This is a genomic window from Faecalibacterium sp. I3-3-33, assembly GCF_023347295.1.
GTDB lineage: Bacteria > Bacillota > Clostridia > Oscillospirales > Ruminococcaceae > Faecalibacterium.
The window spans coordinates 459,099-478,996 of sequence record NZ_CP094469.1; the positions used below are offsets into that span (position 1 = coordinate 459,099).

Sequence of the window (19,898 nt, forward strand, 5' to 3'; positions counted from 1 at the left end):
GTCGAATAGCAAATTCACTTGTACACCTATATTATAACACAATCTGCTTTCTCTGTCCGCTGCCTCCCGAAAGGTCATTATAATTTTTCGCTTTCGGATTTCATCAGCCGAAGAAGAACTTCTCCTAAGGTCTGGGAACTTTCTTCTTTGAACACCGGCTCAACGATAAAGGAGCGATTGCCAATACGATAAGTCGAATCCAGAGTAAGCATCTCTGGATTTTTTGTTTTTTCAGGGTTTGTCTTTTTCGCTTGCATCGTAAAAATCCCCTTTCTTAAAAATCAAAAAATGAGCCAACGGACGGCTGCTGGCAGCAGCCCACGGGAATCTCACCCCTGCATTCCTCATGCAGCCCTACTCATTGCCTGCGACGCTCTGAACGCTCGGACTTTGACGGTAAGGGAGTATCAGCCTGCCTGTATGTCATGGCCCACAAGCAGCCGCGCTTGCATTGCGGCATGGTGATGATCGCTCCACTTTTCAGAGAAAAGCATCATGGCGCACCCGCCGTCCGGCTCGATACAGACAGCAACGTATCCGTTTGCCCTATGATGCACCGCCGTTATCTTGCGGGCTTTCTTTATCAAGGAACAATAAGGCTTTGTCAGCCTGTAAAAGCATACCGTTTCCGATATGCTTTTACGGAACGACAAATAGCCCATAACGGGAAGCGTGGAAAGGGGACACGCTCCCCGCATGGGCTAAAAGATTATCCTACATGAAAAGCAAGGGTGCGGGTAATAAGGCGCACTTGCAGCCTGTTACGCATTTCCTCGTCCACATAGGAATAGGTATTGCCCGCGTCGTCTTTCAGCGTGCGGGTACAAAGTTTCGCTATGTAACCCTCGTAGTGCTTCAAGATCGCGCACATGGCGGTTGTGTCGCCGTTTGCCGCTGCGGAAATGACAGGGAACGGCAACAGATTTTCAGACTTCCTAACGGTATTCATCATCTGCTTTTCCCTCCAAATACTGTTTGATTTTCGCAAGCGCGGATTTCCTGTGCCGGAAAACCGTCGTGCGTACAACATTCAGCAGTTCGCCAATTTCCGCGTCGCTCATATCCAAGAAGTAGGACAAAAGGATAATGTCGCGTTTCCTTTCGGGCAAAGCGTTAAGGGCTTCGGCAAGCAGTTCATTTTTGACGAGTACATCAAAGCCGGACACTTGAAAACGGAAATAATCGCTTTCGTATTCGTCCGTTGTGAAAAGCTGCGCGAGTTCGCTTTCGCTCAAATCCGAAAAAGTAACTTCGCGTGCTGCGCGTTTCGCAAGAGTGCGGCGGTGGCTTTTCGCTTCGCCGACCAAAGTTTTCTTTGCTAATGCGTCGTACTGATGTTGTATTCTTTCCTTGTCGGAAGAAGATAGCTCCATAGAGTTCACCTCCTTCCCGCGTGGAGTAGAGGACGGGAGTTAAGGGCTTGTCCTCTCTGCCCCTTTCGCTCCGTACCCGTTCGGGAGATGGCTCTTGAGTGCGCTTTTCAGAAAAAAGTTGAAAAAAGCAAAATGCGCCCGTCCGCAAGACGCGGACGGGCGCAAAGGAAATGTAAGCAGTAGCTAAATGTATTGACAGTTCACATTCATAGCCGGAATATCCCGCTTGCGGAGCATAGCTTTTTTTGACCGCAAAGCATTAGGCGGGTTACAGTAAATAAAAATGGACACGGCGATACCTCCCCGATACCGCCGTATCCTTAAAAAAGGGCGACTTTAATACACTACCCGCAATCCATTCTATAATAGGGAACAGCGGCTTTTGCGCAATATTAAATAAAAAAGCCGATAACACATAGGTTTTTTGACCTAATGCGTTATCGGCTCTGCGTCTATGCGTCTGGCACTTTTAATCATTTTTTTTTGAATTTATTATATGTGTTAGCTAACTGTCCACAAGCCGCGTTAATCTCTCTGCCATGAGAAACTCTCATAGTAACTTCAAGTCCTGCTTGCTCTAATTGATGTTTGAATGCAACTATTTCCCGTTTCTGTGGTGCTTTAATTCTTGAATTGCTTGTTGGGTTGTATTGTAACACGTTAATCATAACTTTTTTGCCCCGAAACCATTTTGCAAGTTGTCTTACATCTGAGGGCCGGTCATTTATACCCGGTAAAAGCAAATACGCAAAGACAATTTTGCGATTATGCCTTTCAGAATAGGATAAGGCTTGCTTAACAACATCTTCAATAGCATATATGCGCATGTGAGGAATAATACGATTTCTTGCAGATTGTGTTGCTGCGTGTAAAGATATTGTCAACTGAATTTTAAGATGTTCCTCGCGCAATTTTTTTAATTGATCGACCGGACCAACTGTTGATATGGTAATGCCGTCGGTTGGAAAGTTGAGCCCATATCTATCTCGGAGAATATGGATTGCTTTTATCAAGTTGTCATAATTGAATAAAGGCTCTCCCATACCCATAAAAACGATACGGTTTACTTTTCGACGCAACAATATAATCTGTTGTACGATTTCTGACGATGTTAGATTACGAACAAAGCCATTTCGCCCGGACTCACAAAAAATACAACCAACAGGACAACCGACTTGTGTGCTCACGCAAACAGTTCCACCATCTCGCCGCTTGATAAAAACCGTTTCAATGTATTTGTTGTCTTTCAGTTCGTAAACATACTTTTCAGTATCACTGCTTTTGCAAATATTTTTTACCAACATTGATAGATTTTTTTTGCGTGGTAATTGCTTATATAATTCTTCATATAAGGCTTTTGCTTCATTCTCGCCAATAACTTCCGACATTTCTTTGTAAGTAAATCCGTATGGATCATTCCGTACTTCCGCAGGCGTATATTTAGGTAAACGTTTCATTTTTTATATCCTTTCTTCTAAATAATAAAAGTTTGTTTTTCTGTATTTTTGATTACAATCTCTAATTTTTCTACATCAATGATATGCGTCAATTTGCATTTAGGGCAGAAAAGAGGAAAATCTTTTAATACAGTATTATGAAATACTTGAACTCTCGTCTTTCCGTTACAAATCGGACATTTTATCCAATATTTTTTAAGCATTATATTTCACTCGTCCTTTTTACACAAAAAAATGCAGGTCAATCCTCAACATGAGCATTGACCTGCATTTATAATGCACAGAGCAGTACAACAAAACTAAGGCATAGCTTGCACTATGTCTATACTATATCTATACGTCGTTAGTTTTTTGTATTGCATCCGCAAAATAAGCATGACAAAAAAGCCCATGTTGAAAATGGGAAAATCCTTTTTTTCAATGCTTATCTAATACGCATGCTATGCAACATAAACGCCGCCTCCTTTTACATAAATTTTATTTTATCAGAAAATCAGTCTACTGTCAATACACAACAGGAAGTATTTAACCTAATGATATGAATTGTGTGGACATATCCAAAAAAAAGGTGAACTGTAAAATGTAACAGGGTGAATGAAAATGGCAAAAAGACCCGTACCATTGTACGACTTTAAGGCTTTCGGGGCAGCTATAAAAGCCGCGAGAAATGAATACGGCGAGAGCCGCAAAAAGGTAAGCGACGAGTTATATATTTCCCCGCGCTACCTTGCGAATATCGAGAACAAGGGACAACAGCCGAGTTTACAGGTATTCTATGACCTTGTAACCCGGTATCATATTTCGGTAGATCAATTTTTCTTCCCGAACAGCAATGCGGAGAAATCCACCGGGCGGCGGCAGCTTGACGCGCTGCTGGACGGTATGAGCGATAAAGGCATACGGATTGTAACCGCAACAGCAAGGGAGATAACGAAAGTCGAAAAAGCAGAGGACTAACCTCACAATATGGGAAACAGGAGATTGCAGCGAGCGCATGGCGGCTGCAATCTTTTTTTGCGTCCAAAATTAAAGGAACGCGCAACAAAATACCGCCTTTCGGTGGGGGTATGGAGTAGATAGCAAGCATAGGGAGTGTAGCCACTCCCGGCAGAAATGCTTGCTGGGGAGTACCCCAGACCCCCAAGAAACGAGGTGAAACTATGACGAACCGAACCCGAAAAATTGTTCTGCGTGTTCCCGTGACGCCGGAGGAACAGGAACTTATCCGGCAGAAGATGGCTCTGCTGCACACACGGAATTTTTCTGCCTACGCCCGGAAGATGCTGATAGATGGTTATGTTGTCCACATCGACACCACCGACATCCGGGCGCAGACCGCCGAACTGCAAAAGATTGGTGTCAAACGTCAATCAGATCGCACGGCGGCTGAACAGCATGGGGCCGCTGTACACACAAGACGTTGCGGACATTAAGGGAGCATTGGCGCAGATATGGCAATTACAAAGATACATCCTATCAAGTCAACGCTGAAAAAGGCACTGGACTACATCGAGAATCCGGTCAAGACGGATGAAAAAATACTGGTGTCCTCCTTTGCCTGCTCCTACGAAACCGCCGACATCGAATTTGAACTGCTGCTATCACAAGCCATGCAGAAAGGCAACAATCTGGCCCACCACCTGATACAGTCTTTTGCGCCGGGCGAAACCACGCCGGAGCAGGCCCACGAGATTGGCCGGCAGCTTGCAGATGAAGTACTGCAAGGCAAATACCCCTATGTGCTAACCACGCACATTGACAAAGGGCACGTCCACAACCACATCATCTTTTGCGCTGTGGACATGGTGAATCAGCGCAAATATGTTTCCAACCGGCGGAGCTATGCCTACATCCGGCGCACCAGCGACCGGCTGTGCAAGGAACATGGCCTGTCTGTGTTGGTCCCCGGTCAAGACCGGGGTAAAAGCTATGCCGAGTGGGACGCACACCGCAAGGGCATGAGCTGGAAGGCAAAACTGAAAGCCGCCATAGATGCAGCCATCCCGCAGGCCAAGGATTTTGACGATTTTCTGCGGCTCCTGCAGGAGCAAGGCTACGAGGTCAAGCGTGGCAAGTATGTTTCGTTCCGCGCGCCCGGACAGGAACGGTTCACCCGCTGCAAAACGCTGGGCGAAGCCTACACCGAAGAAGCCATCACCCAGCGCATCAAAGGGCGGTTCGTGGAGCGGAAGCCCAAAGAAAACCGCAAAATTTCTCTGCGGATTGATTTGGAGAACAGCATCAAGGTCCAACAGTCCGCAGGGTACGAGAAGTGGGCAAAGCTCCACAACTTGAAACAGGCTGCCCGGACGCTGAACTTCCTGACTGAGCATGAAATCGAAAGCTACCCGGATTTGGAAAGCCGGGTGGCCGAGATCACCGCCGCCAGCACCGAAGCTGCCGCCGTGCTGAAAGCGGCCGAACGCCGGCTTGCAGAAATGGCCGTGCTGATAAAGGATGTCACCACCTGTAAGGAGCTGCGCCCACTGGTGCAGGAATATCAGCGGGCTGCTGATAAAAAGCAGTTCCGGCGCAAGCATGAAGGCACCCTGATTCTCTATGAGGCCGCAGCTAAGACCCTGAAAGAGCAGGGCTTCCAAAAGCTGCCCGACCTCTATGCGCTGAAAGCCGAGTATAAGCAGCTGGCCGAGCAGAAAGACCAGATGCAGCGGCAGTACAATGATGCCAAACGTCAGATGCAGGAGTATGGCATCATAAAGCAGAATGTGGACGGCATTCTGCTGACAGCACCGGGAAAGGAGCAGATGCAGGAACGGTAAATCTGCACAAAATATTGTTCGGATTTTTGAATCCAAAACGCTTAGACCGGGTGGCGTTTCCACCCGAAATCATGTAAAATAGACTTAGACAACGAAAGCGAGGAACCCTCTATGGCAGAAGTGAACGATAACAGCTCCATCCAGCTTTTTGAAGATCAGAAAATCCGTACTGCATGGGATGCAGAAAAGGAAGAATGGTATTTTTCGATTATTGATGTTATCTCCGTTTTAACAGATACTGCTAATCCGCGGCGATATTGGAGCGACCTGAAACGTAAGCTGAAAATTGAGGGTGCAGTTGAAGTGTACGAAAAAATCGTACAGTTGAAATTGCTGTCCCCGGATGGAAAGAAAAGACTGACGGATGTTGCCAGTACAGAACAACTTTTGCGTATCATCCAGTCAATCCCATCTCCGAAAGCTGAGCCGTTCAAGGCATGGCTGGCAATGGTAGGCAAGGAACGCATCGAGGAAACCATCGACCCGGAACAGGCCATCGACCGCGCACTTGATACCTATTTGAAAAAAGGCTACTCCGAAGAATGGATTCACCAGCGACTTTTGGCAATCCGCATCCGCAACGAACTGACGGATGAATGGAAGAAGCGCGGAGTACAAAAGGGCAAGGAGTATGCTATCCTGACCGATGAAATCTCCCGCGCATGGTCTGGCATGACCACAGGGCAGTACAAGCGGCTGAAAGGTCTGACGAAAGAAAATCTCCGGGACAATATGACTGATTTGGAACTTGTGCTGACCATGCTGGCGGAAGCCTCCACCACGGATATTTCCAAAACTGCAAAGCCACAGACCTTTGCAGAAAACAAGCAGGTTGCCAAACGCGGCGGCAAGGTGGCCGGCATTGCGCGGCAGGCTCTTGAAGCGGAAACCGGCAAGCCTGTTATCACAGAAAAGAATGCGTTTGACTTCCAGCAGCTTGTGACCGACATTGTAGAAGATGCCGCCGAACTGCCGGAAAATCCCACCGAGAAAAAAGATAAAGACTGATACATGAAAAATAGCCGGACACAGCAACCCCAAGGCCACCGTGTCCGGCTATTTCTGTGTTGACAATGACACATTACTTTGATTGAAAATAATGTGTGGTTGTCAAGCTGGCGGTATCACTCACCCGTGAAATCAAACCTCTGTCCGTCAAAGTCAGCATCGGTCATGCGCTCCAACTTGGCAATGGTCCCGTTCACCAGCCGCCGCATTTCCGTGTCCATGTCCGGCAGGGCGGCGAGCATCCGCGCCATCGTTCGACGGCGGTCAGAAGTGTGGTACATACAAATCAAATTTTCTTCTTCTACGCTGAAATTCATGCGTCAGACCTCCATTTCGTGTTGCTTGCTGCGGGCCGCTGCCTTTTTCGAGCTGGCGGCCTGTTTTGTTTCGGAAAGCTGCTTGCGGACGGAAGTGCGGGGCTTGCAGATGCCCTTGTCCCGGTTTTCGTTTTTGCCAACCAGCGCGTAGATGCCAAAACGGTCTTTCACGCTGGACAGGTGCAGGGACTTGTACGGCAACATGGCAAGTAGCTGGTCCGTGTCCCGGCTGGATGCCAGCTTGGTGAAATAGGGCGATACCTCTACCATAAAATGATTCTTGTCCGGGCTGTTGGGAGCAGCCAGCCGCTTCATATCGGTTACAATGCGCTGGGCCTCGGCCTCGATCAGCCCGGTGTGCAATGCCGCAAGGTGTTCTTTGAAATCACCGGGCTGTGCAGATTCCCGACTGCGCTGCTCCTGCCGGATGGCCGCTTGCAGAAGTTCCGGGTCACGGGGCTGCATTTCATACCGCACGAACTCTCCAAAATATTTGTCCGATCGGCTGTCGAAATGCTCTTTGAGGCCAATTTCCCGCATCCCACTTTCGTAGATCAGGCGATTGGCACCCACAAGCAGAGCGGCATCCCGGATATGCTGGAAATGCTGCTGATAGTCCAGTTCATACAGATTGCCTTGCACAGTTCCGTTGGCCGCGCCGGTCAGCTCCACCGCATAGGCAAGAATCCTGTCATGGGTCTGTTCGCCGCAGAATTTCCATGTGTTGTAGGCTTGCGTGTCTTTGAGCAGCACGTCCCGTTCCCGGAAGCAGAATGTTCCAGAGGGCCGGGACAGCCACAACAACAGCTTATCTTCCGGCTGGTCGCTGCGGGCTGCTTCCCGCAGCATCTTGATGTCAAAGGCAAAATCGCTCTGATAGTATGCGGTGTTCTGGTGCATAATGGCTTCCAGCGCAGCGATCACGTCCACATTTTCAAACTTCTGCACGGTTTACACCTCCAATTCCTTTGCCTTTTCCCGTGGCGGTGTTTGCTTGCTCTGCTCCTTTTTTGCGGCATCCAGCTGTGCCCGGATGGACGGCTTTTTCGATTTGGCCGTTCGGGATTTTTTTGCTTTCGGCGCCTTTTCCTCGGCTTTGACTGCGGCGGCAAGGTCTGTCAAAGAAATTTGTTCCCCGGCCTTTGCTTTGGCCTCCAACTCGCCCAGAGAGGGCGCATTGTTCAGCACGCCATCAATCATATTTTCGTTTTGTTCGCTGGAAAGTTCTGCGGTGCGCAGCGGATTTTCCCGCAAAAACTCCGGCACCTGCTGGAAGCCAACACTGTCGCAGTAATGGGCGGTGTCCTGCCCATTCTGGTGCAGCACCACCACATCCGAAACAGACAGTGAGTGTCCCTTGAAATCTGCCGGATAGTCCACATTGAATGTGCGGTAGATGTCCTCCAACGTGGTGCCAGCAGTCAGCGGCGCGGCGTATACTTCCGTATAGTTGGCCTTGTCCACGGTCAAACCGGCAGCCTGCAGGCGGTCGTAGGGTTCAAAACGGTAATCACGGGTGGAATCCTCATTGCGCAGCTGGTAGATGGAAAAGCTGTCCTGCTGTGGTACCTCAAAACCTGCCGCTGCGTATTCCTCTACGGTCATTCCGGCAGTCGCCGCTTCCTGCGCGATCTCGGCCTGCACCTGCGCCTTGTAATCCTGCAAGCTCTGGTCGAAGTCGGCCAGCTTGGGCGGTTCCGGCAAGTTATACTGGCCTTGGTTAAGCAGCGGGCGGCAGTCCTGCACATAGGCCACAACAGTGTTGTAATAGGCAGCCTGTTCCGGCGAAATGTTCTGCCCCTCCTGCAAAGCGGTGGCGGCGGTCTGCTCCATAGCCGAAAGATTGCAATGTTGTTTGAGGTACGGGATAAACTCGGTCAGCACCATTTCCCGCTCTGCCTTGTCTTGTTCCCACGCTTCCGGGCCTTTGTTGTGCAGAACAAAATTTTTCCAGTTCTCGTCCTTGGCGTAGTATTCGTGGTAGTTCTGGATATGCTGAATCAAAGGACCCTCTCCGTCACCAAAATCCTGCCGCCCCTCGTAGTTATCCGGCTGGCCGTTCATAGTAAAGTCAATGCGGAAGGCTGTTTTGTCGTACCAGCCGCCCGTGTAGCCGTCCTTTTCCCGGTCAGTGTGCTGGGCGGCGTCCAGTTCTTCAAAAACACGATTCGCTACGGACAGCGGCATGGTTTCGCTGTCCTGCAGCTTGTCGCTTTCACTCCACAAAATCGTAACCGTGGGCTCTGCGGCGGGGTCTGGAATTTTAACAGGTTCTGGAATTTCGTTGGCCTTTTCTGCGGCCTCTTGGAATGCCGCTAGCTTATCGCCCAACAGGACTTCCGACACCGGGGCTGTCTGCCCCAGCAGATTAAGCGCTTCCTGCCCGGCATCCGGCAGGGTCAGACCGGGCGCGTCCAGCTGGCCTCCGTCCAGAGCCGTGTGGTCCGGGCCATACAGAGTGTAGTCATAGCCAGAATCGCAGGTCTGGATGAACAGGGTGTTGCCACTGTCCAGCACAAATGCAGTCTCCTGTGCAGCAGAAAGGTCTGCTTCCCGCTGCTGGCGCAGTTCTGCCAGATGTTCGTCCAGCGCAGAGATCAGCTCATGGGCTGTGCTGCGGATAACTTCCAGAGAGGCTTTCAGTTCGGCCAGTTCCCGGCCGGAACTCCACCCGGCCACATAGCCAAAGGAATACTCGGACGTGTCCAGCCCGTAGTGCTGGCAGACGGCATAGGCAACGCTTTCGGCCTGCACCTCGCGGGTGCGGCTGTCCGGGCGGTTGCTCTGTTCCGGGGTGTTCGGGTCGATGGTGTGCAGCTTTGCATGGGCGATCTCATGGATGGCTGTCTTGATGGTCTGTAACTGGCTCATGCCCTCTTGGATGGCAATGCGGTTGTCGAGCAGATGAAAGTACCCATGCGCGCCGCCCTCGATGTCCTCAAACCCGATGGGCACCGGGGATGTCTGCTCCAATGCCTTGAAAAAATCTTGGTAGTCCTGCACGCTGCCGGACAGTTCATCCACAGCAATGGACGGCAGTGGTTCACCCTCAGTCTGGCTGACATCGAACACGGACACCACCTTAAAGGCCGGAATCTGTACCGTTTTTTCTTCGGTCAGCGGCTTGCCGTCCTTGTCCAGAATCGGCTTGCCCTGTTCGTCCAGCTTTTCCATCTTCTGCTTCACCTTATACGGCGCAGGGGCAAGGATTTTGATACCTTTTTCGCCTTTCTTCACGGTGCGGTGGAACGTGTCCTTCCACTTGTTGAAGCCCGCCACCAGTTGCCCGCCCTGCATGGCGATCAGCAAGGTGTTGTTGAAGCTGTAATTGTGGAATTTCGCCATCGTGGTGAGATAGACTTTGTAACGGTCGCTGTCGAACAACTGCTGAATCCCTGTTTCCAGCCGGTCCGTGATTTCTTTCATGCGTTCCGCGCTGTCCTTTCCGTTCAGGATAATGGGAATAACTTTCTGCGGTTCTGTTTCAGGCTGAACAGGCGGCGGGATGTTGGCCGAATCTCGCAAAACTTCCGGCGCAGGAAAGGACAGCACCCGGTATTCCTCCGGCACAGGCTGGCCCTCGTGGACTTTCTGCCACGCATCCCCGCTTTTGACAAGGTAGCCATACTCGGTAAACACGCCCTGCTCCTGCTGGGCCACATACCGGCCGAACTGCGCCGTGTCGATGCCGCCTTTCCATTCGTCCGGCATATCCACCATGCCGGAACGGTTCAGATAGTAGTCGCCCAGTTGGGCAGGCCCGTGCACATCCGGCAGATGCACATAGTAGTCCACGTTTTCGGGAAAGTCGGTGATTCTCCCGATGCTGAAAAGCTCACTCTGCGGGGCTTGCAAAGCGGCGTTCAGCTCTGCGCGTTCCCCGGCAGAAAGCGTTTCCAGCCGTGCGGCAAGAAAGTTCAGCTCGTCCACATTGGATGCCAGCACCATGTTGTAGGGGATGGCAAAACGCTTTTCTTCCTCGGCAAAATAGCCGGAAATGAAAAGGCCCTGCGGATTATCGGACGAAATGTCGATTTGCCGCAGGGCTGCTTGTACCTGTTCGGTTGTGGTAGGCAGGTCCAGCCAGACGCCATCCCTGCCTTGCTGCTGCCGATTTTGCAGCTGGATGGAAAATAATTCGCTCATTTGGTCACACTCCTTTTTTGCTATCCTACGGATAGAGAGAGCCGGTTATGGCAAAATGAAATGCTTCACCTTACCATAACCGGCCCTCGTATTTTTGCCTTACTCTTTGCGCTCTACCCGGTAATTGACGTACTTGCCTCCCGTATCTGCCAGAAGCACCGTTGCATCATAGGTTTTGCCTGTCTTTCCGGAATAGAGGCCCTTGACCTTTGCCTTACCGTTTTTGAGCAGAGCAGCGGCGATCTTCGGTGTGAACGCCTTTTTGCGCTGCTCAAAGAAGCGGTCATTCTTCCACATCACGAACTGACAGCTACGATTCCCGCAGTAGAAGTTTTTCTTGCCCTCATAGACGTTTTCACTGCACCGGGGACACTTGCCGATAATAACCCGTTCCGACTGGAACAGGTTTTGCTTATCTGCACTGATACAAGAATAGGTCTTGACCAGCTGGCGCACCTGCGCCTCAATTTCGGCCATGAACTCGTCCGGGTCTGCATTGCCCTTGGCAATCTCGGTCAGACGATTCTCCCATTCGGCGGTCAGAGAGGGAGAGGTCAGGCTTTCCGGCAGAACCACCGCCAGATTGACGCCGTCCTTGGTGGGAACAAGTTGCTTGCCCTTGCGCTGCACAAAGCCCATTTGCACCAGTTTTTCCAGAATCGCGGCACGGGTGGCGGGTGTGCCCAGCCCCTTGCGTTCTGCATGGCCCAGGCCACCCTCTCTTGCTCCTGCGGAGCAATTCACCTTGTCCTCCGGCATATCTTCGGCCCCGGCCCGCTCCATTGCTGACAGGAGCGTATCTTCGGTGTAGGCTTTCGGCGGGGACGTGAAGTGTTCCGAAACGTTAGCCGTCACGGAAAAACTCTGTCCCTCGGCCAGTTCCGGCAGGGTGTTCAGCACTTCTTCCTCGGTATCTGATTTCAGGGTGGAGCGGAACTGCTGGTCGATCTCTTTCCAGCCGAGAATAAGCACCGTTTTTCCCTTGGCGGTGAACTCGTTCCCGGCGCAGGAGAACACAGCAGTCACAGTTTCGTACTCATGGGGCGCGGCTATCGCGCAGAGCAGCTTGGAGCAGACAAGGTTCAGCAGCTTGCATTCACTCTCGGCAAGGCCGGTGAAGCCCTGTTTTACAAATTCGGCCGTGGGAAGGATGGCATGATGGTCCGCTACCTTTTTGCTGTTCAGCACACGGTCTACATCCGGGGTAAGTGCAAGCCCTTGGGCAAAGGGCAGCAGCCCCAGCAGATCAGACACAAGATGTTGTGCTGTCTGGCCCATGTCCTCGGTCAGATATTGGCTGTCTGTGCGGGGATAAGTCAGCAGTTTCTTTTCGTAAAGCTGCTGGGCGTAATCAAGGGTCTGCTTGGCCGTGAAACCGAACAGACGGTTTGCCTCCCGCTGCAAGGTGGTCAGGTCATAGAGCTTGGGCGGCTGTTCTGTCTTTTTCTCCCGTTTGACAGAAGTACAAACGGTAGTTGTGCCTGTGCATTTTTCTTTGAGAGAATTTGCGGTTTCTGCATCCGCAATGCGCCCACTGTCTGCTTTCAGGCTGCCGGAATGGATGCCGACCGTATAATACTTTTCTTTCTGGAAGCGCAGGATTTTTGCATCCCGGTCCACCAGCATTTTCAATGTCGGTGTCTGTACGCGGCCCACGGTCAGAGTCTTGTGGTACAGCACCGAAAACAGCCGCGTTGCATTGATGCCCACCAGCCAATCTGCTTTTGCACGGCAGAGGGCCGATTGGTACAGCGCATCATAATCCGAATCCGGGCACAGGTTTGCAAAGCCCTCCCGGATGGCGGCATCCTCCATGCTGGAAATCCAGAGCCGCTTTACGGGTTTCGTGCAGCCGGCCATTTGGTAGACAAAGCGGAAGATCAGTTCTCCCTCCCGGCCTGCGTCGGTTGCGGCGGTCACACTGTCCACATCCGGGCGGTTGAGCAGAGAGCGCACAATTTCAAACTGCTGTTTCTTTTCGTCCGGGACAATGAACTGCCACGGCTGGGGCAGGATGGGCAAATCTTCATACTTCCACTTGCAGTATTTTTCATCGTACTGGCCCGCTTCCGCAAAGGACACCAGATGCCCGATGCACCAGCTGACAAGATACCCGTCGCCCTGCCAGTAGCCGTTTTGCTTTTCATCGGCCCCGATCACGGTGGCAATGCTGCGGGCAACACTGGGCTTTTCGGCAATCACCAGCTGAACGCTCATGTTTCGTCCTCCTGTCCGTTCTCCGAATGAATCTCGATTTCAGCCGGTTCCTCGTCTGCATCCTCGTCCTCGCCAAAATCGTATTCGTCCAGATCATCGTGCCCGGTGGTATCGGCCTTGGGCTTGCGGAACTTGAAATAATAGAGTGCCGCGCCACCGCCCGCCAGAGCCAGCGCCAGCAGAATCATCAGACTGCCCATGTTGGATTTCGGCTTTTCCTGCGGCGTTTCGGTGTCGGTTTTCACAGCTTCCGGGGCCGTGCAGTTGCGCAGACTCTTTTCACACAAGGGGCAGTTTTCGTTCACGTTTCCTGCCTCACATTTCACCGTGCAGGTGCAGACCTCGGCGGCCTGCGGCTCTTCATCCAGCAGGGCCAGCAAGTCGGCATCGTCCACTTGGTTCAGGAAGTGAACGGATGTTTCTTTGTCCTCATTGGCGCGGTCGATCAGAATGTAAAAATAATTCCCGGCCTTGGTGGTCACAGTGATAAGCTGCTTGTCGCCATAGAAATCATCCACCAGTGTTGCATTGCCCTTGGGCGTGATGGGCACACCCTCCGGCTCCATGCCGCCCGTAGTTGGTTCTTCCTCGGTAATTTCCGGCAGAGGTTCCGGGGCAGGGTCAGTGCCGCTTGCAAAAGCGGGCATGGAGAACGAGCAGAGGCAGAGCAGGATAGCCAGCAATCCAGCAGCAAAACGGTAGTTCCAATCAGGTTTCATCGGCGGCATCCTCCTGTTTGTGGTACGGGGTGACGGTAGGAGCGGCGTTCAGCGCACCGCTGCGCAGAAAAGCCGCAAACTCGTCCGGTTTCATGTTCATGCTGCGCACCAGCTGAATGATCTGCAAATTTTCCTGTTCGGTCTTTGCAGCTTCCAGTTCTTTCAACTGCTGCTGGTATTCGCTGATTTTTTCTTTGAGCCGTTCAATATCGCGCTCAATGCGGGAAAGTCTTTTTGCCATACAAAATCCTTTCTGGCGTCACGGTAAACGCCCGTAGCTATAAAAATGTTCCTGCCAATATTTTGAGTTGAGGTTCGTGTAGGAGATGGGGTCGCCACAGTGCAGCATGATGGAATTGCCCACATAGATGCCGCAATGGCTCACGCCGGGGGTATCGTAGGTTCCCTTGAAAAACACAAGGTCGCCCGGTTTGACCTGCGCCGCCGAAACAGGAGTGCAGAGGTTATAAAGCCCCTGTGCGTTCTTGCGGCCCACGTTCCAGCCGGAGTGATTCAGCACCCACGAAATGTAGCCGCTGCAATCAAAGCTGGTGCTGGGCGAACTGCCGCCCCACACATACGGGTAGCCGATGTACTTCGTGGCTTCCTCCATCATGGCGGCAAACCTATCATCCTTTAGTGCTTCCGGGGGAATATCGTAGTAGGTGGGCTGCTTGATGGTGGACGCATTGGGGTACTGTGCCTGCCCGAACAAATCCGGCCGGTTGCCCAGCGTGCGCATATAGAGCGAATAAGCACTGAGTTGTTCTTCGGTCAGCACTTCCACGGGCAGGTGAGATAAATCTTTGTTCTTCAGCTTGACCGTACAGATGTAGTATTCATACGGCTCTTGGTAGGTGATAACCTGCGGCACACCATACGGGCCAATAATGACCATCATTTTTGTGCGGTAACGTATCTGCATGGTCACGGTCTCGGTCAGAATGTATTGCTTTTCAAACAGCATTTCAAGTTCACCCTGCACCTCGGCCAGCGTGAACACACCGTCATGCAGCGCGGACAAAATCGAGATCAACACATAGGGGTCATGCTCGATTTCGTCCAGATAAAAATGGTACTCGTCATAGTTGTGGGTGGCCTCGTAGGTGTCCAGATACCGTTGTAACTTTTGTTCCAGCTTGGCGTAGGCTTTCTCGGCACCCAGCATATCCTTATCCTTGGAAAAGTAAGAGGATGCCGTCACGCCGGTTCCAGCGGTGCCCGCCATCACGGTGCAGGACTGCAAACCCGTTATCAAGAGCAGAGCCAGCAGACCGAACACCGCCACGATCAGAATGGTTTTCCAGTTCCGGGCCGCAAATTCGGCTACCCGTTCGCCGCCCTCGGCCGCCAGCTTCGTTACCCGGAAACCGTTCTCTGCGGTGGTGGCCGCACCCTGCGCGGCGGCTTGGCCGGCCTGCCGTGCAGCTTTGGCATACTGCTGCTTTATACGCTGTTTCTGCCACATCCGGGAAATGGGGTTGCTGGCGGACTGCGCAAGCTGCGGATTGTCCCGCAAGGATTTTTGGTAAAAGTATTCTGCATTGGCAGACATGAGCTGACGCTCTGCCTTTTCCACGGCCTTGTAGGGCTTCATCTTGTGGTGCCGGATGCCGCTGCGGATGACCTTGGCGGTCTGATGCTCCACCAGTTCTTCACCCTTGTGGCCACCCTCCACACCCACATTTTCGTGTTCGACTTCATGGATTTTTCCGTGAGCGAACAGCAACGCTTCTGATAGCGGGCGGCTGGCCGGGTTTGGTTTCAGGCTGGGCGGGCCTTTGTCCTGCTGCTCAAAACGCAGGGTGGATTTCGCCTTGCCGCTGGCGGCATCGTAGATTTTTTCCTTGACCGGGACACGTTTTTTCGGCAAAGCAGCGCGGGCCGCATCCAGCTTGTCGGCTTTCGCTTCCGCCTTTTGGATGTACGGCTGCAACGCCGGGTCTGCCCGTTCTTCTTCGGTCAGTTCCAGACGGGCGGCGGAACGGTGCAGACCATCTTCACTCTCGGCGGTTTCCGCAGCTTGTTTGGCTTTTTTCTTTGCCTTGTGCTTGTCCTTTACGTCCTCGGTGCGTTCCAGTATTTTTTCGGTCTTGCCCTCGGAATCCGTGGAATAATCCTGTTCCGCCTCCCGGCTGGAAACGTTCTCCACAGTGCCGTCCGCCTGATTTTCTACCACCAGACCGTCACGGGTCATGGTCTGGGTGACTTTGGCTTTTGCCTGCAATTCTTTCAAGGTTCTTCACCTCCCATCGGACAGCGGCCCGTTTCAATGTCCGCAATGTATTTTAGAATCGGGAACACCTGCGGCGGCGAAACTGCATTGCCCAGTGTTTTCATCCGCTTGCTGCGGTTCGGCACCTCTTCGGTCAGACGCGGGATGTCGGAGGGCTCTTTGGCCCAAAGAAAATGTCCGTCCATTTGCGCGGGAAACCCATCAGCCACTCTACCCAGTCCGGGTTGAGATAGGGCTTTTCCAGCGTGGTGGGGGTCATGCGGTAGACCACATGGGAAAGCCGCGCCGTCCACGCCTTGCCGTCCTTGTTCATCTTGCGGTAGCTGCCGTTCGCAGAGATTTGGATGTCCAGCCCCTTGCCCACATCCCCGGTGTCGCTGGCAAGGGGGGTGGGAAGCAGCGGAGCCGATGATGAATACCCGTTTCCGTTCGTGCCACGCGCCAACGGCAGCAGCAGGTAATACGAAAACCCGAACATCGTAACCTGCCTGCTCCAAGTCAATGAGCGTTTTGTCGAGCCCCATACGGAGGAAGCCAGCAACATTTTCTCCAAGCACCCAACGGGGCTGCAATTCCCGGATGACCCGCAGCATTTCGGGCCACAGGTAGCGTTCATCGTGGAAGCCGCGCTGCCGCCCTGCGGTGGAGAACGGCTGGCACGGGAAGCCACCTGAAATGAGGGTGACGGTGCGAAGTCCTGTTTTTTCAAAGAAAGCCTCCTTTGTTACGGTGGTGATGTCCTGAAATCGGGGCACCTCCGGCCAGTGGCTTGCCAGCACAGCGGCGGGGAAGGCCGCCCACTCGCATTGACAGACAGAGGTGAAACCCGCTGCTTCTGCGGCAAGGTCGATGCCGCCGATGCCGGAAAACAAGCTGAAATGTGTTAGGCTCATAGCTCCACCACCTCGCTAAGCCGGGTGGTCATGATCTTATAGAGCTGGGTGTTTTTCGGGATGGGGTTTGAGAACGGCAACACCACGTTCTCAAAAATCAGCAGTCCTTCGCCCGGTTCCGAATTGTCGATGTACTTCTGCTGGTCTGCGGAGAGGTTCAGCCGTTCCGAAAGGATTTTGCGGTCGCCGGATGCCTGATTCAGCAGCGTGATGAAGTCGCTGTTTTCCAGAATGTTCTCGATCTCCGGGGAAGAAAGAAGGTCCTTCACATTCTGGGTGGCGCCTGTGGGCACGCCGCCCCATTTGCGGAAGCGTTTCCAAATCTCGGCACTGTATGCGGCGGTCTGTTCCTCTTTCAAGAGCAAGTGGAACTCGTCCGCAAAATACCATGTGGCCCGGCCTTGGCTGCGGTTCTGGGTAACGCGGCCCCATATCTGGTCTTGGATAATGAGCATCCCCAGTTTTTTTAACTGCTTGCCCAGTTCTTTGATGTCAAAGGCCACAAGCCGATTATGGATGTCCACATTCGTTTTGTGATTAAACACATTCAGCGAGCCGGACACATACAAGTCCAATGCCTGCGCTACCCGGTCCGCTTCCGGCAAGTGCTGGTCGAGCAGGGCTTGGTGGAGGTCAGACAAAATCGGCATATTTTCCGGGCAGGGATTCGCCAGATAGGGGCGGTAGATAGCTTTCACGGCACGGTCTATCACGGTGCGTTCAATCGCTTCCAGACCTGTTTTGCCGCCCATGACCAGCTCACAGAACGACAGCACAAAATCCGACTTCAAGGCCAGCGGGCTGTCATCTTCGGAATAATTCAGGTTGATGTCCAGAGGATTCACATAGTCCTTGCTGGTGGGCGAAAGTTTGATGACCTGCCCATGCAGCCGCTTGACCAGCGGATAATACTCGGCCTCTGGGTCTGAAATGAAAATATCGTCAGCAGTCGTTAAAAACACACTGACGATTTCGGACTTGCAGCTCATGGATTTGCCGCTGCCGGGCGTGCCCAGCTTCAAGCCGTTGGGACACCGGGCCTGCTTGCGGTCCAGCATGATCATGTTGTGGGATTTTGCGTTGATGCCGTAGTACATGGCCGCACCGCTCTGAAAAAGCTCCTGCGTTACAAAGGGCACAAACACCGCCACGTTGGAGGTGGTAAGGCTGCGCTGAATCTTTATCTGGTTGATGCCCAGCGGCAGGCTGGACACAAGGCCCTGCTCCTGCTGGTAGTCCAGCCGGACAAGCGAGCAGTTATACTTCTGGGCCACACCTGCGGCTTGGAACACATCGTTGCCCAGCTTTTGCTTGGTGTCGGCCACATTCAGCACTAAAAAAGTCAGCATGAAAAGCCGTTCGTTCCGGGTCTGCAATTTGTTCAGCAGCTTTTTGGCATCCTCGCCGTAGGTGGCAAGGTCGCTGGGCAGTATATCCATGTCGTACCCGGAACGGACAGCCTTTTTCTGTTCCTGAATCTTCATAGCATCAAGGTCTGTGATTTTCCGTTTGATGGTTTTGATGGCCTCGGTCTGGTCGATGGCCTGCACATGGAGATTGACGAGAATGCCGCTTTCCGTTTTGAGAAAATCGGCCAGCATTTCATCCGAAAGTTCCGGCGCAAGGATTTGTAAAAAGCTCACAGCTCCATATTTGCCGCCCAGTCCAAAAGTCTTGGCCGTGCCGAAGCAGAGGGAGGACGGGGCCACAAAATCCTTAGTGGACAGGCCGGAGGGCGCCAGCCAGTCCCAGTCAAAGCGGAACGGTTCCCCGTCCGGGTGGAAGATGCCGTGCAGCACCTCCAAACGCGCCTGTCCGTCCATGACGTGCGCCACGCAGCCCATGGTCTTGAAATAGCCCAGCAGGTCAAGACCAATGCGGGTCAGCCGCGCCCGTGCGGTTTTTAGATTGTCTGCCTCGATGGTGAAGGTCAGGTACTTGGTTTTGACAATGCCGTTGTTTCCGCTGGCAAGCTGCTTTTGCAGGATGGCGGTGTACTCGGCGCGGATGTCGTCAAAATCATCCCCCTGCGGTGCGATCTCAAAACTTTTTGCGTACTGCACCGGGTCAACTTTGCGATTCAAAAACGAAAGCTGCACATGGATGGAAGCATCCACATAGTTGTAGAGGTCGCACAGGTGTTCAAAGATGGCAGTTCTTGTTTCCGGCTGGGCCAGCTGATAACTGATGTCCTCAAAGGCAATGCACTTGGAGAATGTGCGCCGGTCAATGCGGCACACACCGTCCGGGTAGATGGCCTCATACGGGATGGTGGCCTGTGCCGTGCGGGGCTTGCCATCCCCCTTGTACTTGCGGATAACAGCATCAATTTCTTTTTTCTGGGTGCGGGTGAGCTTTTTGGGCTTTTCGGTTTCGCGGGGTATCGTTTTTCTGGACAATGGCCTTTACCTCCTGTTCCATTTGGTATTGCCGCACAAGGGCGGCGTAAGCATTGTTGGTTTGATAGGGCCTTTCCTTGGGACAGATAAAGCAGCACTGAATCATTTGCTGAATCACTACTTCAAGGGGCTGGCCATGCCGCTCGAACAGGGCGAACAGCAGCCCCGGCAGCATGGCAAAAATCATCAGCAGGGCCGCCGCACTGTTGGAAAGAAAGTTCCGGGCCAAAAAATAAAGCGGCCCGCCCGTAAGGAGCGCACCGCCGAAGCAGACCAGCTGCCGCTTGGTCAGTCCGAATAAGACTTTGGATTTTACATGGGTCAAATCTTTGGGAACGGTCACATACGCCATT

Annotated in this window: 18 protein-coding genes and 1 pseudogene; 4 read left to right on the forward strand and 15 right to left on the reverse strand. The window is 52.6% G+C overall.

Features of this window, described 5'->3' with window-relative positions; all coding sequences use genetic code 11:
• Window positions 1-77: 77 nt before the first annotated feature.
• The 5 genes from MTP39_RS02175 to MTP39_RS02195 form a co-directional block, all read right to left on the reverse strand.
• Window positions 78-257 carry a hypothetical protein gene (locus tag MTP39_RS02175; RefSeq protein ID WP_005927535.1) on the reverse strand — a complete coding sequence of 60 codons (180 nt, stop codon included), beginning with the start codon at window positions 255-257 and terminating at the stop codon, window positions 78-80.
• A 452-nt stretch (window positions 258-709) separates the two neighbouring features.
• Window positions 710-952 (reverse strand): helix-turn-helix domain-containing protein, encoded by a 243-nt coding sequence (locus tag MTP39_RS02180; RefSeq protein ID WP_002604473.1) that lies wholly within the window; start codon window positions 950-952, stop codon window positions 710-712.
• On the reverse strand, window positions 936-1,373 hold the full coding sequence (locus MTP39_RS02185) for a sigma-70 family RNA polymerase sigma factor (protein ID WP_002604474.1): 438 nt from the start codon (window positions 1,371-1,373) through the stop codon (window positions 936-938). Before MTP39_RS02185 ends, MTP39_RS02180 begins: the two co-directional genes overlap by 17 nt.
• Before the next feature lie 473 nt (window positions 1,374-1,846).
• Window positions 1,847-2,830, reverse strand: a complete 984-nt coding sequence (rlmN, locus tag MTP39_RS02190; protein ID WP_002584956.1) for a 23S rRNA (adenine(2503)-C(2))-methyltransferase RlmN — start codon at window positions 2,828-2,830, stop codon at window positions 1,847-1,849.
• 17 nt (window positions 2,831-2,847) lie between these two features.
• Window positions 2,848-3,033, reverse strand: coding sequence for a cysteine-rich KTR domain-containing protein (locus tag MTP39_RS02195; protein WP_003431289.1), 186 nt, complete (start codon window positions 3,031-3,033; stop codon window positions 2,848-2,850).
• Window positions 3,034-3,430: 397 nt separating this feature from the next.
• Here MTP39_RS02195 and MTP39_RS02200 point away from each other — a divergent pair, with 397 nt between their 5' ends.
• The 4 genes and pseudogenes from MTP39_RS02200 to MTP39_RS02215 all read left to right on the forward strand — a co-directional run bounded on the left by MTP39_RS02200 (window position 3,431) and on the right by MTP39_RS02215 (window position 6,618).
• Window positions 3,431-3,787, forward strand: a complete 357-nt coding sequence (locus tag MTP39_RS02200; protein ID WP_097769871.1) for a helix-turn-helix transcriptional regulator — start codon at window positions 3,431-3,433, stop codon at window positions 3,785-3,787.
• 203 nt (window positions 3,788-3,990) lie between these two features.
• Window positions 3,991-4,321: pseudogene (locus MTP39_RS02205) on the forward strand (plasmid mobilization protein).
• The gene (locus MTP39_RS02210; RefSeq protein ID WP_249241261.1) at window positions 4,282-5,610 is read left to right on the forward strand and encodes a relaxase/mobilization nuclease domain-containing protein; all 1,329 of its coding nucleotides are present in this window, start codon (window positions 4,282-4,284) and stop codon (window positions 5,608-5,610) included. Before MTP39_RS02205 ends, MTP39_RS02210 begins: the two are co-directional and overlap by 40 nt.
• Window positions 5,611-5,721: 111 nt before the next feature.
• The gene (locus tag MTP39_RS02215) at window positions 5,722-6,618 is read left to right on the forward strand and encodes a BRO-N domain-containing protein (protein ID WP_249241262.1); all 897 of its coding nucleotides are present in this window, start codon (window positions 5,722-5,724) and stop codon (window positions 6,616-6,618) included.
• A 116-nt stretch (window positions 6,619-6,734) separates the two neighbouring features.
• Here the strand turns inward: MTP39_RS02215 and MTP39_RS02220 are convergent, their stop codons facing one another.
• The 10 genes from MTP39_RS02220 to MTP39_RS02265 all read right to left on the reverse strand — a co-directional run bounded on the left by MTP39_RS02220 (window position 6,735) and on the right by MTP39_RS02265 (window position 19,897).
• On the reverse strand, window positions 6,735-6,935 hold the full coding sequence (locus MTP39_RS02220) for a transposon-transfer assisting family protein (protein WP_249241263.1): 201 nt from the start codon (window positions 6,933-6,935) through the stop codon (window positions 6,735-6,737).
• Window positions 6,936-6,938: 3 nt separating this feature from the next.
• Window positions 6,939-7,883, reverse strand: a complete 945-nt coding sequence (locus tag MTP39_RS02225; protein ID WP_442899410.1) for a hypothetical protein — start codon at window positions 7,881-7,883, stop codon at window positions 6,939-6,941.
• Window positions 7,884-7,886: 3 nt separating this feature from the next.
• Window positions 7,887-11,081 (reverse strand): YodL domain-containing protein, encoded by a 3,195-nt coding sequence (locus MTP39_RS02230; RefSeq protein ID WP_249241264.1) that lies wholly within the window; start codon window positions 11,079-11,081, stop codon window positions 7,887-7,889.
• A 99-nt stretch (window positions 11,082-11,180) separates the two neighbouring features.
• Window positions 11,181-13,298 (reverse strand): DNA topoisomerase 3, encoded by a 2,118-nt coding sequence (locus tag MTP39_RS02235; protein WP_249241265.1) that lies wholly within the window; start codon window positions 13,296-13,298, stop codon window positions 11,181-11,183.
• Window positions 13,295-14,017 (reverse strand): DUF4366 domain-containing protein, encoded by a 723-nt coding sequence (locus MTP39_RS02240; RefSeq protein ID WP_249241266.1) that lies wholly within the window; start codon window positions 14,015-14,017, stop codon window positions 13,295-13,297. Before MTP39_RS02240 ends, MTP39_RS02235 begins: the two co-directional genes overlap by 4 nt.
• Window positions 14,007-14,258, reverse strand: a complete 252-nt coding sequence (locus MTP39_RS02245; protein ID WP_097777297.1) for a DUF4315 family protein — start codon at window positions 14,256-14,258, stop codon at window positions 14,007-14,009. The genes MTP39_RS02240 and MTP39_RS02245 overlap by 11 nt, the downstream gene beginning before the upstream one ends.
• An 18-nt stretch (window positions 14,259-14,276) precedes the next feature.
• Window positions 14,277-16,253: a C40 family peptidase gene (locus MTP39_RS02250; protein ID WP_249241267.1), complete on the reverse strand. Its 1,977-nt coding sequence runs from the start codon at window positions 16,251-16,253 to the stop codon at window positions 14,277-14,279.
• Window positions 16,250-17,146, reverse strand: coding sequence for a DNA cytosine methyltransferase (locus MTP39_RS02255; RefSeq protein ID WP_249241268.1), 897 nt, complete (start codon window positions 17,144-17,146; stop codon window positions 16,250-16,252). The genes MTP39_RS02250 and MTP39_RS02255 overlap by 4 nt, the downstream gene beginning before the upstream one ends.
• Window positions 17,143-19,545, reverse strand: a complete 2,403-nt coding sequence (locus MTP39_RS02260; protein WP_249241269.1) for a VirB4-like conjugal transfer ATPase, CD1110 family — start codon at window positions 19,543-19,545, stop codon at window positions 17,143-17,145. The genes MTP39_RS02255 and MTP39_RS02260 overlap by 4 nt, the downstream gene beginning before the upstream one ends.
• Window positions 19,472-19,897, reverse strand: a complete 426-nt coding sequence (locus MTP39_RS02265) for a PrgI family protein (protein WP_249241270.1) — start codon at window positions 19,895-19,897, stop codon at window positions 19,472-19,474. Before MTP39_RS02265 ends, MTP39_RS02260 begins: the two co-directional genes overlap by 74 nt.
• Window position 19,898: the final 1 nt, after the last annotated feature.